Raw genomic sequence first — 14,849 nt, forward strand, 5'->3', positions numbered from 1 at the left:
GGCTGCGGCGGCCTGCCAGGCGTTGGGCACGAAAAAACCCCGGCTGTCGGACCGGGGTTTTGCCAGGAAAAAGGACGCGGAAAACTAGCTTTTGGCTTTGCTGCCGGGCTCCCCTTTCTCTTTATGCTGGTGCTCCTGGTGCATGGCTTGCAGCTTGCCAAACTGCTCGGCACTGAGCACGCCTCGTAGCTGAGTCTGGTACCTGGCCCGGCCGGCTTCCATTTCCTGGTGCATAATCTGGCGCTGGGCTTCGGCTGGGTATTTTGCCCGGATGGTAACGTCTTCCTGCGCCTGGCTTAGCAGTATCTGGTGTACTTTGGCTTGCTGCTCGGCACTGAGGCTGAGCTTTTTGGTGAGCATAGCCGTGCGATGGTCGGCCCGCTGCTCGGGCGTTTTATGACGCTTGCCGTGGTGTGCTGTAGCAGCGGTAGCAGGAGTAGTTTGAGCAAAGCTGGCGGTAGCAAAGGCCATAGAAGCCAGCAGAAGCAGGGACTTTTTCATAAGGATAACAAAATTTTTAAGCAGAAAAAAGGAGAGAAAAGCAGGAAGCGCGGCCACGCTGGCTCCGGATGCCTGGTAGGTTGCAAGGAGTAAGCCAAAAGAGCCTCAGGCTCAAAAAAGCCCTCTCCACGCCGATGGAAAGGGCTTTTTTGCCGACCAACAAAACTATTACCGGCCTACCTGGCTGGTGCTGTGAAGCTGCCCGATGCGGGCGGCCTTGTACTGCTGGTAGCGCACGTACTGCGCGGGCGTGAGCACCCCGCGAATCAGCTCATCTGACTTGGCGCGGTCGAAGGCCATGGCGGTGCGCAGGGCCGCGGGGTCGTCGTGGTGGGTGGTCAGGTCGGCATCCATATGCTGGCGGGTCAGCAGCAGCACCTGGCGCAGGCGGGCGTGCTGGTCGGGCGAGAGGCCCAGCTCCTGCGCCATGCGTTGGGCCTGGCTGGCCACGGCCGCCTGCACGGCCGGCGTAGGCTGGGCCTGGGTGCTGGCCACTGCCAAGCTAAAGAGAGCGGTAAGAATAAGGATATTTTTCATAACAGCTTCAAGAAAAGCAATTCGGTAAAAGTAGGTTCCCCGGCCTTGGGCGGCGGGCAAAACGGGGGCGTCGCGCCGCAAGGCGGGGCTACCCGGCCGACCAGCCTCCGCCTGGCCAAACCCAGGCGGAGGCTGGTCGCGAAGTTTAGCGTATTTTCGGCCCGGCTGATTATCGCTCGGCCCTTTTTAAACGTGAAAAAATAGTTACTATTACCTCCCCCACTCGTTCTTTTACCTCCTTTTGCATGGCTAGTATTTTTGCCAAAAAACCGCTCGCCCAACTTCTGGGTGAAGCTAACTCAACCGGCCACGGTGCCCTCAAGCGCACGCTGGGTGCCGGCAATCTCGTGGCCCTGGGCGTGGGTGCTATTATCGGGGCCGGCCTGTTTGTGCGCACCGCCGCCGCCGCCGCGCAGGCCTCGGGGCCGGGCGTGACGTTGGCTTTCGTGCTGGCGGCCTTCGGCTGCGTGTTTGCGGGACTCTGCTACGCCGAGTTTGCGGCCATGATTCCCATCGCCGGCTCGGCCTACACCTATGCCTACACCACTATGGGCGAGTTTGTGGCCTGGATTATCGGCTGGGCGCTGATTATGGAATACGCGCTGGGCGCGGCCACCGTCAGCATTGCCTGGAGCGAATACCTAAACAAGCTATTGGAGGTCTTTCATACCAGTATACCGTATAATCTGAGCCATTCGCCCTTCGAGCACGCCGTCATCAACGGCGTGTCGGAGCAAGGCTTTATCAACCTGCCGGCTCTGCTCATCATTGTGGCCCTGAGTTTGCTGCTGGTGAAAGGCACCCAGGAGTCGGCCCTGTTCAACGCTATTGTGGTGGTGCTGAAGGTGCTCATCGTTATCATTTTTATTGCCGTAGGCTGGCAGTTTATCAACCACGCCAACCACACGCCTTATCTCATTCCGGACCACGCCGTAGTGAAAAATGCGGCTGGCGAAGTGGTGCGCACCTACGATGGCTTTTTTAAGCACGGCTGGGGCGGCATTATCGGCGGCGCCGGCATTGTATTCTTCGCCTTTATCGGGTTCGACGCCGTGAGCACGGCCGCGCAAGAGGCACGCAACCCCAAGCGCGACATGCCCATCGGTATTCTGGGCTCGCTAGCCATCTGCACAGTGCTCTACATCCTGTTTGGGCACGTGCTGACGGGGGTGGCCAACTGGCGCGAGTTTGCCGACCCGGCCCTGGGCGGCGAGGCCAGCGTAGCTTATGCTATCCGGGCGCACATGCCCGGCTATGGCTGGCTGGCTACGGCCGTCACGGTAGGTATCCTGCTGGGCTTCACCTCGGTTATCCTGGTTATGCTGATGGGCCAGAGCCGGGTTTTCTTTTCCATGGCCAAGGACGGCCTCATGCCCAAAGCCTTCTCCGAACTGCACCCTCGCTTCAGCACCCCGTATAAGTCCAATCTCATGCTGATGGTCTTTGTGGGGCTGTTTGCAGCCTTCGTGCCGGGCTCGCTGGCCGGCGACCTCACCTCGTTTGGCACGCTGCTCGCCTTCGTACTCGTGAGCCTTGGCGTATGGATTATGCGTAAGTCTGACCCCGACCAGCCGCGTCCGTTCCGCTCGCCGCTTTCCACGCCCAGCTTCCCACTGGTGCCCATCATGGGCGCTATCGTGTGTACGCTGCTGATTGTGGGCCTCGACTCGTTTACGCTGCAAGTAGCTTTTGGCTGGATGCTGCTCGGATTTATAGTGTATTTCCTATATGGTAAGCGCAACTCAATGCTTCAAAAAGGTATCGTAGTAGTACCTACGGAGATGGACGAGGAAGCTTTTATCAAGCCTGACCCCAACAATCGGTAGTTTTTCAGCGTCGACTATCTTAAAAACCCCGCCGGCAGTAACGCCGGCGGGGTTTTTGATTTCCGGCGGAAGCCAGAACAGAATCAGCCGGCCGCCGTTACCTCGCTTCGGAGCTTAAGTACGCGGTCGCCGTTTTGCTGCACGATAATCAGGGCCGGATTATCGGCCGAGCCGGCGCGGTGGATATCGCTGCCCTTTAGCTTACGCGTAATGGGTTCTTTGTGAACAGATTCGATTTTGCCGGTTGCGGTGCCGGTGCCGTATTTCCAGCTAACCTGGGTGCCTTTGCGCATACGTGAAGCGAAGTTAAAATAGTATCTTTTTAACGCTGCCGGCGGCCAGAAGATTCGGCCCGCCCAGGTTTATTGGGTTAGCGGCACTGGCATGGCCCTGGCGGCCGGCGGGATTTTTACGTAAGCAAACGGCTCGTAAAAAAGCATTAGCGTTTATTGCCCGACCTTTGCCGCATGGTTAGAGTACTTTTCCTGTGTCTGCTGGCACTTTCAGCCGTTGCCCAAACCCCACTCTCGCCCGACAACCGGGCGCTGTACGGCATCATCAACCGCAGTAGCGGGCGCTGCCTCGATGTGGCACGGGCTGCCACCACGAGCGGGGCCGCCGCCGTGCAGTGGGAGTTTACCCACGCGCCCAGCCAGCAGTGGCACCTGGTTATTATTCGGGAAGGCGGTGAATATTACCGCCTCGAAGCCAAGCACAGCGGCCAGTGCCTGACGCTGGAAGTAAACGCCACGGCGCCGAGCGGGGCCAATACGCCGCTGGTGCAGCGGCCCTTTACGGGGGGGCTGGGCCAGCAGTGGCGGCTGGTGCCCACCGGCCCCCCGGCTCGTTTCAGCTCGAAAACCGGCTCGATGGTCGGGTAGCCACGCTGGCTACCAACGACAAATTCAACAATACGGCTATTGTGGCGGCGCGTGGGCTGGGGCGCGTTAGTCAGCAGTGGCGCTTGTTTCAGCTGCAGCTAAAGCTGGCTACCGGCCCGCCCTACTTTGCCGCGCCCGAGCCGCTGACTGCCCTTAGCTCACCTGCCGGCAACGAGCTGCAGCCGGTGCCGGCCCCGATGGCAAAACGCTATACTTCACGCGTACCCGCTTTGCCGGCAACGTGGAGGGCGTGGCCGAGAGCGGTGATATCTGGCTGAGCCGGAGCGCCGACCAGGGTCGCACCTGGGCAGCCCCCACCCACCTCGACAGCCCGCCCGGCCTGAATACGGCCCAGAACAATGCCGTGCAGGCCGTGGTAGGGACGGCTGGTAGCCCGGTGCTGCTGCTGCGCGGGGCTTATGACGGCGCTGGCTTTCACGATGAGGGAGCCTCGCGGGTGGCAGTGGCGGGTACTGCCCGGCCCGTGCCGCTACGCATTGCGGGGTATTCGTCTAGCAGCCCGGCCACTGGCTTTTATATGACGCCGGATGAGAAAATTCTGCTGCTGTCGCTGGAGCGGGAAGACTCGCAGGGGGCCAACGACCTGTACCTCAGCCGCCCCGACGGGGCCGGCGGCTATACTGCGCCCCAGAGCCTGGGCGCAGTGGTAAACTCGCCGGGCTATGAGTTCGCGCCCTGGCTATCGGCCGATGGCAAGGCCCTCTACTTCAGCTCGTATGGCCACCAGGGCTATGGCTCGGCCGATATATTCGTGAGCCAGCGCCTCGATGAGAGCTGGACGAAGTGGAGCCAGCCCGAAAACCTGGGCCCTCGCTTCAACGGGCCGGGCTACGACGCCTTTTTTGCCCTGGGCCCCGATGGCACGGCGTACTATGCCAGCACCGGCGCCCGCGATACCTCGCCCAAAAAGCTGTTTCGTACTCCGCCGGGCCCGCCGCCAGTCATAGACTCCACGGCCATCATCGCCGCCGCGGCCGACCCCATGAGCCAGCCGCGCGCCATGCTTACGGGCCGGGTGCTGGATGCCCGCACCAGCCAGCCGCTGGCCGGTGGGGCCGAAGTGCAGGCCCTGATGATAGGAGGGCCGATTGATTTCCGCAGCACGGCCCACGCCGACCAGGTAGGCTTCCAGATGTCGTTGGCCCCTGGTCGCTACCGCCTCACCACCACGGCCGGCCTGCTCACCCGTGTCGATACCCTCACGGTGCGGGCCGGCGAGTCGCGCCGCTACGAGCCGCGCCTGACGCCCGCCACCGTAGGCTCGCGCCTCGACCTGCCCGACCTGCTGTTTGTACAAAGCCAGGCCAAGATGCTGGGCTCGTCGTACGCGACGCTCAACCGGCTGGCCGAGTCGCTGAAAGATAATCCGCAGCTGGAGATTCGCCTCGAAGGCCATACCTCTAATGAGCCGCCGGCCGATAAAAATCAGGTGCTCAGCGAGCAGCGCGTAGCCGAGGTAAAACGCTACCTGGTAAGCAAGGGCGTGGCCGCCAGCCGCATCACTACCGTTGGCTACGGTGGCTCGCGGCCCAAGTTCTCCAACGACCGCGAGGAAACCCGCAAGCTCAACCGCCGGGTAGAGCTGGTTATAACAAAGTAATAATCAGGTAGGGCCGGGCACGTCAGGCTTCGTAACCCGCGCTCGTTACTACACGTTGAAAACGTAGCTGGCAGGCTGCTACCTACCGGGTGGCCGGCTGTCTTGAGGGTGGCGGGCTGCAGGCCGGGCAGGCCGGGCAGGCCGGTGACTATTGCGCACGAACGCCAAGTAGAGTCGGGCTACCGGTTTTGGGTGCGGTGTTGGTGGCGGGCGGGCCGGCCTGAGTAGCTTTACAATTCGTTTTGCTTCATGTTTATGCCCCCCACGCACAGGAAAAACTTTATTTCGAAAACCAAGCTGGGCAGTTGTTCTATCATACGGCTGGGTATGTGCGGCTAGCGTGGAGCAGCGAGCGGACAACGACAGAAATCGTTAAGGCTTATTATGAGCAGGCGCTGGCGCTGCTCCTGCGCACTACCTCGCATCTTATCTTATCTGACCACGGCCAGCGGGTTCCCTTGCTGCCCGAAGCTCAAAGCTGGCTTACAACCAACTGGATACCTCGCGCTATCAGCCAGGCCCGCGCCTGCCACTGCGCGATTGTAGAGGGCGCTAACCCCATGCACCGCCTTTCAACGCAAAGCGTGGTGAGTGCCGCGCCCCTGGTTTTATATTCAAGCGGTTCGATACTATTGCCGAGGCCGAAGCCTGGCTGCTGAGTATTGAGTAAATGGCATTAACCAAACGAAGCCCGGCCAATTGGCCGGGCTTCGTTTGGTTAATGCCGGGTAGCTTCGCTTATTGCTTGGTGAAGCGCTGCACGAAGCTGTGCTGGCCATCGCTGGCCCGCAGCAGGTAGAGGCCAGCCGCCAGGCCCGATACGTCGAGCTGGCCGTTGCCCTGGTAGCGGGCAGTGGGCACGGTAGCCCCGCGCACATCCAGCACTTCTACTTTCGTCAGCTCGGCGTTTGAGCTGAGCGAGAGCGTGAGCAGGGAAGTAGCCGGGTTCGGGTAAGCGCTGAGCACGGCATCGCCGCTGATGGCCGTGGGGCCCGCGAGCGAAGCCGGCGTGGCCGCGATAGCCGCGCCACCGGTAATGGTGAGGCTATAATCCTCGGTTTCGCCGTAGGTATAGCTGCCGCAGCTGGTTGTAGCCGAGTTGTCGCTCATCACTACGCGCATCCGGGTGGTACCATTCCGGGCCGTAGTGGGCACCGTGAACGTGCTGGCCAGGGTGCCGCTGCTGCTGCTGCTGCCGCTTACCACCAGCTCACCGGTATCGGTGAAGACGCCGTTCTGGTTGTAGTCGATGTAAATCTTCCAGTACTCGGTATAAGCCGAGCCCGTGAAGCCCGCCGAGAAGTTGATGGTCTGGCTTGAGCCGGCTGCCACGCTCGTGCTCGTAGCCGAGCCGTCGTAGTAGCCACCATCGGCCCCACTGGTGCGGTTAATGCTGCCTAGCTTCACTAGGTCAACGTACTCGTAGCTCTGAGTGCTGCCTTTGCTGGTGCAGTACGTAGTGCCCGTAGGGGGAGGCGTAGTGCCACCGTAAGCGGCGCCCACGCCCACGGCGTACCAGGCATTTGTTACGGCCTGCACCTGCGTCGAGCCCGCGCCATACAGGTCGGTTGCGGCCTGAATAGAGTAGCTGCGGGCGTTGGCGTAGGTTGAAGAGGCCGTCATGTACACGCTTTCGGTGCGGAAGAGAATCTTCGCCGCGGCAGTAATGCCCAGCGCGGCTACCGAGTAGCTGCTGCCTGCTTCATTAGTGCCGGTTTTGCCCACGCTGATGAGGTAATACCAGTAGTTGAGCACGCCCGAGTTGGTGTGCACCCCACCATTGTCGCTGGTGCCGGTGTACCAGTATTTGCCTTTGTACAAAGCAGGCTGGCTATACAGGTTGGGGTTGCTCATCGAGCGCAGCGCGCCGCCGGCCTTCATAATATCCTCGCCAATATCCCAGGTCGATTTGGTGATGCCCAGGTTGGCGCAGGTGTACTGCTCTACGCTGGCGCCCCAGCAGTCGGAGAGGCCCTCATTCATCGCGCCCGACTCGTTGGAGTAAGTCAGGTTGGCGGTGCTCTGGCACACGGCGTGGCCAATCTCGTGGCCGCACACGTCCAGCGCCGTCAGCGGCTTAAAGGTTGTCGCTCCGTCGCCGTAGGTCATTTCGGTGCCGTCCCAGTAGGCGTTCTCGTAGCTGGTGCTGTAGTGCACGTAGCTCCTGATTTTGGCGCCCGCGTTGTCGTAGCTATTGCGGCCGTGTACACCCTTCCAGTAGTCGTAGGTGCTTTGGGCCCCAAAATGCGCATCGCCGGCCACGTTGTCGTAGTTCGAGTTGTTATACTCAGCGGCCGTCCAGTTATTGTCGGCATCCACAAAGTCGACGGCAGCCGTGTAGCTGGTGCCTTTCTTCATATTATACGTTTCGATGCCCTGGCCGCGGGTGTACTCGCGCAGGTGGTAGCCGCCGGTAGTGGTTTCATCGGCCAGCGAGCGGGTGCCGCTGTAGGCGGTGGCAAACGTGGCCGTGCCGCCGGTAGCGTGCTTAATAATGGCATCGCGCAGCACCACGTCGCCCGTATTGGCATTTACGTAGTAGTAGGCGCGGCTCACCGGCTGCTGGGCATATACGTTAAATTTCCAGGCCAGTACCAGCGGCCCGGTGTTGTCGGGGCTGGTGCGGTTGTCGCGCACCAGCACCAGCTCACCCTGGGGCTTGTAGGTGGCGGCTGGGTTGCTGTCGCGTACTTTCAGGCCAGCTTCTTCGGCGGCATCCTGCCACATATACTTTCTGGCCCCGATGGTGGCCAGCGCCCGGCTCAGGGCTGCCTCGGCGCTTAGGGTAGGCTGTACGCTCAGCTCGGGCACGGCCTCAAAGTCGCCGCTGAGGCTTTCAATCTGGCCGCCGCGCGAGTGGGCAGTGTACGTAGCGTGCTCCACCTTCACGCCCTTGTAGTACTGCTCAAACTTCTGGTGGCTGAAGCCAAGCTGGTCGGTTTCGACGCGGGCCGGCTTGAGGTCGTCGCTGGCTTGCAGCGGCAGGTGCTGGCGCAGCACCTGGGCCGCATCGGCCGCGCGGAAGCGGGCGCGGCCCGCCGGGGAGAACTGCACGAGGGTCGGCTGGCCGTCGGTGCCTATTTCTTTGGCCTGCACCAGGTTATCCTGGGCATTGGCTACGTGGGGAATGCCGCAACACCCAGGACGAGCCAGGCTGCTGCATGGTACTTGTGGAACATAGAAGATTGGTTTGGTAAAAGAGAGAATGATTGTTGCCTGAAGGCCGTGCAAGGTAGCAAGTTTGCTCAACCTACCTAATTTGTTAATTATGAATTAAAAATGAAGTAATGTAGCAACCCGATTTCGTTGATGTACAGCACATTCGATTAGATAATACAAAAAAAAGCCCCTTTTCTCTGCGAAAGGAGGCTTTTTAGATGATGCTTGACTGAAGAAAATCAGACTAGGCTAGCAGCCGCCGCTGGTTGGCCCAGAAATTGATAATCATGAAGAATAGAACAATATCAAGAAAGTAATTTCATATAAAGCCCGAATCTTATACATTTTTTGTATCCTGAACGCGTTGACGGCGGCCTCTGGCGGTGGGTTCCTCGTCGCCAAGCAGCAGGCCCCAGGGGCGCAGGCTTTCGATACGGTCAAACACTATTTTGAGAATGGCGATGACGGGCAGGGCTAGAAACATGCCGGCTACCCCGCCAATGGCATTGCCCACCAGCACGCCCACTATAGCCACCAGCGCGTTCACCTTTATTTTGGAAGCCACGATACGCGGAATGAGGAAGTGGTTGTCGATAAACTGAATAGCGGCATACACCGCCACCACGCCCAGCGGATAGCCGTAGCCCTGCTTGCTCACAAAGGCCATGAGCACCGGCAGGGCAATGGCAATAAGGCCCCGATGTACGGAATAAAGTTGAGCAGCGCGCCCAGCACGCCCAGCAGCAGCGCATACGGAATGCCCAGCGCCAGCAGCCCCACCACGTTGAGCACCGCCACAATGCCCCCCTCAATGAGCAGCCCCACCATGTAGCTCTGAATGGCAGCCTTGCTTTCGCGCAGCACTTCGGCCACGCCGGTATCGCGCCGCCGGCCCGAAAATACCTGGGTCAGAAAATCGACCAGTCGCCGCTGGTAGAGGAACAGCAGAAATATATAAACCGGGATAAGCGTAGCCATCACGAGTAAGCCCGATATGGCGGCCAGCGTGCCACCCAGCAGGCCCGCTGCCCGGCTGCTGGCCTCGTTCACGTAGCTCATCAGCTTCTGATTGGTGAGACCAAAGCGGACGTTAAGCCATTGGGTGAGCTGCCGGGTAAGCTCCAGCAGCTTGGTTTTGAAAAGCGGAAGCTGGCTGGAAAATTGAACGGCTTCTATATAGATAAAATAAAACAATCCCAGCGTGACGGCCACACCCAGCACTACTGTGAGGCCGATAGCCAGCACCTGCGGCACCCGGTGCCGCAGCAGCCACTGCTCCACCGGATGCAGCATAATGGCAAAAATGGCCGCAAACAGCAGCGGGAAAACGAGGTCGGCGGCCAGGTGCAGCGTTAGCACAAGCAGCGCCAGCCCCAGCAAAATGAGCGGGGCCTTCACGTAGAGCGGCAGCGCCAGCTCGGCAGGTTGCTTGGGGGCGGGTGGGAGGGGTGTCATAAGCTAGTAGAAAGGAAAGCTGACCTGGTGGCGAGCCGGCGAAGCTACGTGTGAGCAAGGGCAAGTTGCGTAACTAAGCTCGGGTATTTGCCGTTACGGCACGGTGCTTGTTGGGTGAGGCCTTGCCACGAGTACCTATTCTTTCCAAACCATGAAAAATAACCAGTTCTTTCTCGCCTTTCTTTTGGTGACTGCCCTTCTCGGCAGCACATTTACCGCCCAGGCCCAGCGTCGCTTCAGCCCAGAGGCTAAAGGTACCGTTATCGGGGCCGGCAGCGGGGCCATTCTAGGCGCCGTTATTGATAAGCATAACCGAGGCGTGGGTGGCATCATCGGGGGCGTGGTAGGCGCAGGAGCCGGCTACGCCGTGGGCAAGCACATCGACAATCGCCAGAAAAAGCGCGCTGCGGCTACCGAAGCTGAGCGTGAAGCCGCTTACCGCGAGGAGGCTGCCCACCGCTCGGCCGTTGCCAGCCGCACTGCCACCCGCGAAACCGGGGTGCGAAGCTATGGCCCGGCTGCCGGCGTGGCCGGCGCTACGGCCCTGGCAGCCGGTGCCTCCGGCACGGCCCTCACGGCCTCAGAAGCTAACTACCTGCCCAACCCGGCTCCTGCTGACCCTGCCAATCCCTATGCCGGCTCGGCCTATCGCCAGCGCAGTTGGTAAGCAGTTATCAAGCAAGCCAAAAGCCCAGGCCAACCGGTCTGGGCTTTTGGCTTGCCCTTCTTTCTCTCATTCTTCTTTAAAAAACACCTGAATTATGCGTATTTCCCTGGCCCGTTTTGTTTTGTTAGGTGCACTGCCCCTGCTGGCCGCTTGCAGCAAGTCGGCCGGCACAACGGCTACTGCCGCCAATGCCGCTGACCTCGACCGCGAGTTTATCATGGCCTGGAACAACAAAGACCTCGAAAAAACGCTTGGCTTCTTGGCCGACGATGTGCAGTTTTTGCAAGGTAATGCTCATTTCAGCGGCAAAGCTGAGGTCAGTGATAAGTGGGTGCGGGCAACCCAGTCGAGTATCAGCAACCTGAAAACCAGTGTGGTAAGCTCCGAGTCGAGCGATAAGCTGACGTATGAGGCTGGCACGTTTTCGGTCGATGTGCTGCCGGTGGCGGCCGGCCAGCCTGCTGGCTACGGCGAAGGCAATTTTCTGCTGCTCTGGAAGCCCGCCGCCGATGGCACCTGGAAGCTAAGCTATGCGCAGCTCGAAGACCTGCCGGTGCAGCGCCGCAACTAGCTGGCCCCGCAAGCAACACTTTACTAAAGGCACAAAAAGCCGTTGGGGTATCCCGGCGGCTTTTTGTACGTTTAGCCCGTACCGGGCCGAAAGATATAATGCTCGCTTCTTAATATAGTAAATTTATAATATTTGCGGCAAATGCTTTCCACTACTGATTATACAGCCCTGCCACCCGCCGCCGACTTGCAGCGCCTGTGCCAGGCACTGGCCGCCCTCGATGCCGTAAACTCGCCCGATGAGGAGTATCGCTACTTTTCCTATAACCCGGAATGGAGCGAAAATGAGGCGGCTTTTGAGCTCAACGATGGCGAAGGCGACCAGCTGCTGGTCTTATTCCGGCCCGAGGGCTGCGTTATGAATGGTTTTCTGGCCGGGTACGACCAGCCCGACAAGGCACTGGCCACGCACGGCCTGCCGGCTGCCTTCGAGGAGTTTATGTTTGGCGAGCCAGTGGCTTCCATAGGTACTACTTTTTGCCTGTGGTATACGCCCGTTCAGGGCTGGCAAGGCGGGGCGGCCGATGGCTCGGAGGAGTTGCTATTTATGCTGGACAACCAGCCGGCCACCTATGCCGCATGGGCCACCGAATATTATACTGAGGAAACTGATAAGAAGCCGGTTAGCGCGAGCGCAGTGGCCCCGGTTTACCGCCATGAGGTGCTAACCAGAGCCAGGGTGCTGGCGTTGGTAGACGAGCTGGAGGACTGGCCGCAGCTGGCGGCCGATTTGCAGCAGATTGGCTATCCATATGATTTTGAGGGAGTGTAGCCATAATAGAAATAGCAGCAAGGGAGCTGGCCATCGGCCAGCTCCCTTGCTGCTATTTTCCTGTTGCAGGTGGCAATTAGTTCAGCGTCAGGCGCTGGCTCAGCTGGCCGCAGCGCAGCATGTAGAAGCCCGCAGGCAGGTTATTGAGTGGCAGCGTGGCCTCGGTGCCAAGGGCCGGGGCGGCTTGCGAGCGCACCAGGCGGCCCAGCGCATCGAATAGTTCCAGCGGTGCCGAGGTGGTAGCGCCAAGTACCTGCACGTGCAGGGCCTCACGGGCCGGGTTGGGATAAGCCACCAGCTGCAGCGGGCTGGGCTCGCCGGCCAGCGATACGGTCCGGATGGGCGAATACGTGCTGATACCGTTCAGGTCGGTCTGGCGCAGGCGGTAATAGAGCTTGGTAGCGCCGGCCGGCAGTCGGGTATCGAGCAGCGAGTAGCTGTGGGTGCTGGCGCTGGTGCCCGCGCCGTCTACGTTACCCACGCTGGTAAAGTCCTGGCCGCTCGTGCTACGCTCAACCACAAAGCCAGCATTATTGACCTCCGAAGCGGTAGTCCAGCTCACCCGCACGGCGGCACCCTGTAGCTGGGCCAGGAAGGCGGTCAGGCCCACGGGCAGCGGAGGCGAGCCCGGCAGTAATGCCCCGAAGACGGTTGACTGAGCCGGGCTTTTGTAGTTCTCGGCGTTGTTGATAAACGTCGTCGAGTTCGGGTTGGTGCTGTTGTAGTCGAATACGTAGGCGTAATAGTTGGTATTCGGGTTCAGGTTGGTAATGGTGGCGGGGCCGCCGCCGGTAAATACCACGTAGTAAACGTTGCCTTTGCTGTCTTGCAGCGTGCTTTGGCCTGTGCCCTGGAAGCTGCCGTTGCTGGAGTTGTAATCCGTCGCGTTTACCGGCTGCACGTCCGGCGTAGTGAGGCTGGAGCTGGTGCTTATCAGCACAATATGAAACTGACCGTAATCGCTGTATTGATTATCGGGGTTGAACGTGATGGAAGCTGATGATTCCCCGGTGTTGCGGGTGGCTGTAAAGGGCGTGTCGCGGGTGGGCGCTACGGCAATCGTCGTACCGAGCAGCTTATTGGCGTCGGTGGTCGAAAAGCTGCTAACAACGGGCGTGAGCGTATTGGCCGGCGAGGCTGTTACGTCGGGCGTGAGGTACTGCAATACCGCCTGCGCCGCGCCTACGCGGGTGGGCGCATACACCACGTAGATATCCTGGTCGATGAGGTTGGTGCTGGCATCGGGCGTGAGTACCAGGTAGCTGGTGCCGGCAGCGGTGGGGTCGGTGTAAGTAGTGCCATCGAGTGAAACCCGGAACTGGGCATAGCCTCTTGGGTTGCCAAGTGCCCCGGCCGATTCGCTCGATACCGAGATGCGCATGGCGCTGCTTACCAGCTCCGCGTGAAGGTGAATGAGCTGAGCCGTGCTCCGCACGCCGGGCCCGATAACCAGCGGGCCCGGCTTCACATAAGTGGTACGCGATTGCACACTGCCGATGCTGTTGGCCTGTACAATGGTCGCAATTGAAGTGGCGGGCGAGCTATCAAAGGTGATGCCCGTGCCGCTCTCCGTGCCGGCTACCTGGGGTACGTAGCGCACATACAGCGTCTGGTTATTGATGGTGCCATTCGCGGCCGGACTGATGCTGATGGTGTTGCCCGTGGTGGTGCCGGTGCTGCCATCGCCGAGGCCGGTGAAGGCCTGGTCCAGCGCTATCTGAAAGTTGTTGGGTGCCACCACCGTGATAGGATTTACCAGAAAGCTGCCGCTTACTAGCAGTTGCTGGCTGGCGGAAGCTTTGCCGGGCACGGTACTGAATGGCAGCAGCGGCTGGCCGCCGCTGGGGTTGCTAACTGTAAACGTTGAAGACGTATTGCTGCCCGTGAAGGGATTGTTACCCGTCACCTGCACCACATTGTCGGGAGCGGCTACGGCACTGCCGCTGCTAGCCGTGATAGTGCCCGTGAAGTTGCTCTGGCTGGCAATCGGCCCCACGATGCGGACTTCAATCGTTGTTTCTGGAACCTGCCCATTGATGGGAGCGATGGTAAGCGAAGTAGCAAAAGTGCCCGAAACGGCCACGTTACGTAGCTGAATGGCTCCTGATGTAGTGCTTCCCGTGAGGGCAGCCGTAAGCGTGAGGGCCGTAGTGCCCAGGTTGCCGCCGCCGACCACGAAGGTTTTGGTCTGGCCCGAGCCGCTGCCCGATACCTGCCCAAACGGCAGCGTAGCCGGGTCCACGAATACATAAGGCCCGGCCGGCGCATTGCCCGTAACGGCTGCCGACTGCGTTGCCGCGCCGCTAGCCGTTGCCGTAATGCTGCCGCTATAGTCGCCGGTGCCGTCGGGGTGGGTGCCGGAGGGCACCGGGGCCAGGCGCACATCAATGCTGGTAGCGCTAACTGTGCCGGCCGATGGCGCCAGCGTGATGGCAGCCGACGAGAAGCTGTTGCTGCCAACCCGCATCTCGTAGCCGGCCGGTGCCGTCACGGTCACATTGTCGGCCAGGTTTTGGCCGCTTACCTGAAACGATTGGCTAGCCGAGGTACGGTTAACCGGTATGGTGCCAAACCCTTGCAGTGAGCCCTGCAAGACGATAGTCTGGGCTTGTAGCAGAGCCGGAGACAACAACCCCAGCAAGCAGAAACACAGGCCTATCCGTAGCGAAAAATTAGTAAACGCCCCTGAATAATTGTTTTTCATATTAGTATAGAAGGGAAGATACTTTATTGTCGCAATTCCCACTGTAAAGTTAGCAGGTAGTGTAGCGCATTTATGCTTTTATTGATAATGAGCGCCTTGAAAACTTTATTAGGTCATCTTTATTAGGATTATTATAAGTATAATTTGTCTTCATAT

The 14,849-nt window shown here is 59.9% G+C and carries 15 protein-coding genes; 8 read left to right on the forward strand and 7 right to left on the reverse strand.

The features are described 5' to 3' along the window. Window positions 1-84 precede the first annotated feature (84 nt). The gene (locus GKZ67_RS00645) at window positions 85-501 is read right to left on the reverse strand and encodes a hypothetical protein (protein ID WP_173240701.1); all 417 of its coding nucleotides are present in this window, start codon (window positions 499-501) and stop codon (window positions 85-87) included. 168 nt (window positions 502-669) lie between these two features. Then, window positions 670-1,038: a hypothetical protein gene (locus GKZ67_RS00650; RefSeq protein ID WP_173240702.1), complete on the reverse strand. Its 369-nt coding sequence runs from the start codon at window positions 1,036-1,038 to the stop codon at window positions 670-672. 245 nt (window positions 1,039-1,283) lie between these two features. Here GKZ67_RS00650 and GKZ67_RS00655 point away from each other — a divergent pair, with 245 nt between their 5' ends. Beyond that, the gene (locus tag GKZ67_RS00655) at window positions 1,284-2,864 is read left to right on the forward strand and encodes an amino acid permease (protein ID WP_173240703.1); all 1,581 of its coding nucleotides are present in this window, start codon (window positions 1,284-1,286) and stop codon (window positions 2,862-2,864) included. Window positions 2,865-2,947: 83 nt separating this feature from the next. Here GKZ67_RS00655 and GKZ67_RS00660 read toward each other — a convergent pair whose 3' ends face one another. Beyond that, on the reverse strand, window positions 2,948-3,157 hold the full coding sequence (locus GKZ67_RS00660) for a DUF2945 domain-containing protein (RefSeq protein ID WP_173240704.1): 210 nt from the start codon (window positions 3,155-3,157) through the stop codon (window positions 2,948-2,950). 174 nt (window positions 3,158-3,331) lie between these two features. Here GKZ67_RS00660 and GKZ67_RS00665 point away from each other — a divergent pair, with 174 nt between their 5' ends. From GKZ67_RS00665 to GKZ67_RS00680, 4 genes are all read left to right on the forward strand, one after another. Further along, the gene (locus tag GKZ67_RS00665) at window positions 3,332-3,745 is read left to right on the forward strand and encodes an RICIN domain-containing protein (protein WP_173240705.1); all 414 of its coding nucleotides are present in this window, start codon (window positions 3,332-3,334) and stop codon (window positions 3,743-3,745) included. Next, complete coding sequence (locus tag GKZ67_RS00670) at window positions 3,679-4,023, forward strand: hypothetical protein (RefSeq protein ID WP_173240706.1); 345 nt, start codon at window positions 3,679-3,681, stop codon at window positions 4,021-4,023. Before GKZ67_RS00665 ends, GKZ67_RS00670 begins: the two co-directional genes overlap by 67 nt. Next, entirely contained in the window at window positions 3,987-5,366 is a 1,380-nt protein-coding gene (locus GKZ67_RS00675) for an OmpA family protein (protein WP_173240707.1), read from the forward strand. Before GKZ67_RS00670 ends, GKZ67_RS00675 begins: the two co-directional genes overlap by 37 nt. Before the next feature lie 329 nt (window positions 5,367-5,695). Continuing rightward, entirely contained in the window at window positions 5,696-6,025 is a 330-nt protein-coding gene (locus GKZ67_RS00680; protein ID WP_173240708.1) for a hypothetical protein, read from the forward strand. Window positions 6,026-6,104: 79 nt separating this feature from the next. Here GKZ67_RS00680 and GKZ67_RS00685 read toward each other — a convergent pair whose 3' ends face one another. The 3 genes from GKZ67_RS00685 to GKZ67_RS00695 all read right to left on the reverse strand — a co-directional run bounded on the left by GKZ67_RS00685 (window position 6,105) and on the right by GKZ67_RS00695 (window position 9,980). Then, complete coding sequence (locus GKZ67_RS00685; protein WP_173240709.1) at window positions 6,105-8,597, reverse strand: M4 family metallopeptidase; 2,493 nt, start codon at window positions 8,595-8,597, stop codon at window positions 6,105-6,107. A gap of 265 nt (window positions 8,598-8,862) precedes the next feature. Continuing rightward, a complete protein-coding gene (locus GKZ67_RS00690; RefSeq protein WP_254245296.1) occupies window positions 8,863-9,192 on the reverse strand; it encodes an AI-2E family transporter in 330 nt (109 codons plus the stop codon). Continuing rightward, window positions 9,180-9,980 carry an AI-2E family transporter gene (locus GKZ67_RS00695; protein WP_173240711.1) on the reverse strand — a complete coding sequence of 267 codons (801 nt, stop codon included), beginning with the start codon at window positions 9,978-9,980 and terminating at the stop codon, window positions 9,180-9,182. The genes GKZ67_RS00690 and GKZ67_RS00695 overlap by 13 nt, the downstream gene beginning before the upstream one ends. A gap of 187 nt (window positions 9,981-10,167) precedes the next feature. On the opposite strand from GKZ67_RS00695, the gene GKZ67_RS00700 reads away from it, so the two are divergent. The 3 genes from GKZ67_RS00700 (at window position 10,168) to GKZ67_RS00710 (ending at window position 11,989) form a co-directional block, all read left to right on the forward strand. Next, window positions 10,168-10,647, forward strand: a complete 480-nt coding sequence (locus tag GKZ67_RS00700) for a YMGG-like glycine zipper-containing protein (RefSeq protein WP_254245297.1) — start codon at window positions 10,168-10,170, stop codon at window positions 10,645-10,647. 94 nt (window positions 10,648-10,741) lie between these two features. Next, entirely contained in the window at window positions 10,742-11,218 is a 477-nt protein-coding gene (locus GKZ67_RS00705; RefSeq protein WP_173240713.1) for a YybH family protein, read from the forward strand. Between the two features lie 141 nt (window positions 11,219-11,359). Further along, on the forward strand, window positions 11,360-11,989 hold the full coding sequence (locus GKZ67_RS00710) for a hypothetical protein (protein ID WP_173240714.1): 630 nt from the start codon (window positions 11,360-11,362) through the stop codon (window positions 11,987-11,989). 76 nt (window positions 11,990-12,065) lie between these two features. Here the strand turns inward: GKZ67_RS00710 and GKZ67_RS00715 are convergent, their stop codons facing one another. Then, window positions 12,066-14,621 carry a T9SS type A sorting domain-containing protein gene (locus tag GKZ67_RS00715; protein ID WP_173240715.1) on the reverse strand — a complete coding sequence of 852 codons (2,556 nt, stop codon included), beginning with the start codon at window positions 14,619-14,621 and terminating at the stop codon, window positions 12,066-12,068. Window positions 14,622-14,849 lie beyond the last annotated feature (228 nt).

This window comes from Hymenobacter sp. BRD67 (assembly GCF_013256425.1).
GTDB lineage: Bacteria > Bacteroidota > Bacteroidia > Cytophagales > Hymenobacteraceae > Hymenobacter.

What these genes read in the sequence shown, in the direction of transcription:
- GKZ67_RS00645 (WP_173240701.1), bottom strand. Translation starts at nt 501, where the DNA reads ATGAAAAAGTCCCTGCTTCTGCTGGCTTCTATGGCCTTTGCTACCGCC.
- GKZ67_RS00650 (WP_173240702.1), bottom strand. Translation starts at nt 1,038, where the DNA reads ATGAAAAATATCCTTATTCTTACCGCTCTCTTTAGCTTGGCAGTGGCC.
- GKZ67_RS00655 (WP_173240703.1), top strand. Translation starts at nt 1,284, where the DNA reads ATGGCTAGTATTTTTGCCAAAAAACCGCTCGCCCAACTTCTGGGTGAA.
- GKZ67_RS00660 (WP_173240704.1), bottom strand. Translation starts at nt 3,157, where the DNA reads ATGCGCAAAGGCACCCAGGTTAGCTGGAAATACGGCACCGGCACCGCA.
- GKZ67_RS00665 (WP_173240705.1), top strand. Translation starts at nt 3,332, where the DNA reads ATGGTTAGAGTACTTTTCCTGTGTCTGCTGGCACTTTCAGCCGTTGCC.
- GKZ67_RS00690 (WP_254245296.1), bottom strand. Translation starts at nt 9,192, where the DNA reads ATGGCCTTTGTGAGCAAGCAGGGCTACGGCTATCCGCTGGGCGTGGTG.
- GKZ67_RS00695 (WP_173240711.1), bottom strand. Translation starts at nt 9,980, where the DNA reads ATGACACCCCTCCCACCCGCCCCCAAGCAACCTGCCGAGCTGGCGCTG.
- GKZ67_RS00705 (WP_173240713.1), top strand. Translation starts at nt 10,742, where the DNA reads ATGCGTATTTCCCTGGCCCGTTTTGTTTTGTTAGGTGCACTGCCCCTG.
- GKZ67_RS00710 (WP_173240714.1), top strand. Translation starts at nt 11,360, where the DNA reads ATGCTTTCCACTACTGATTATACAGCCCTGCCACCCGCCGCCGACTTG.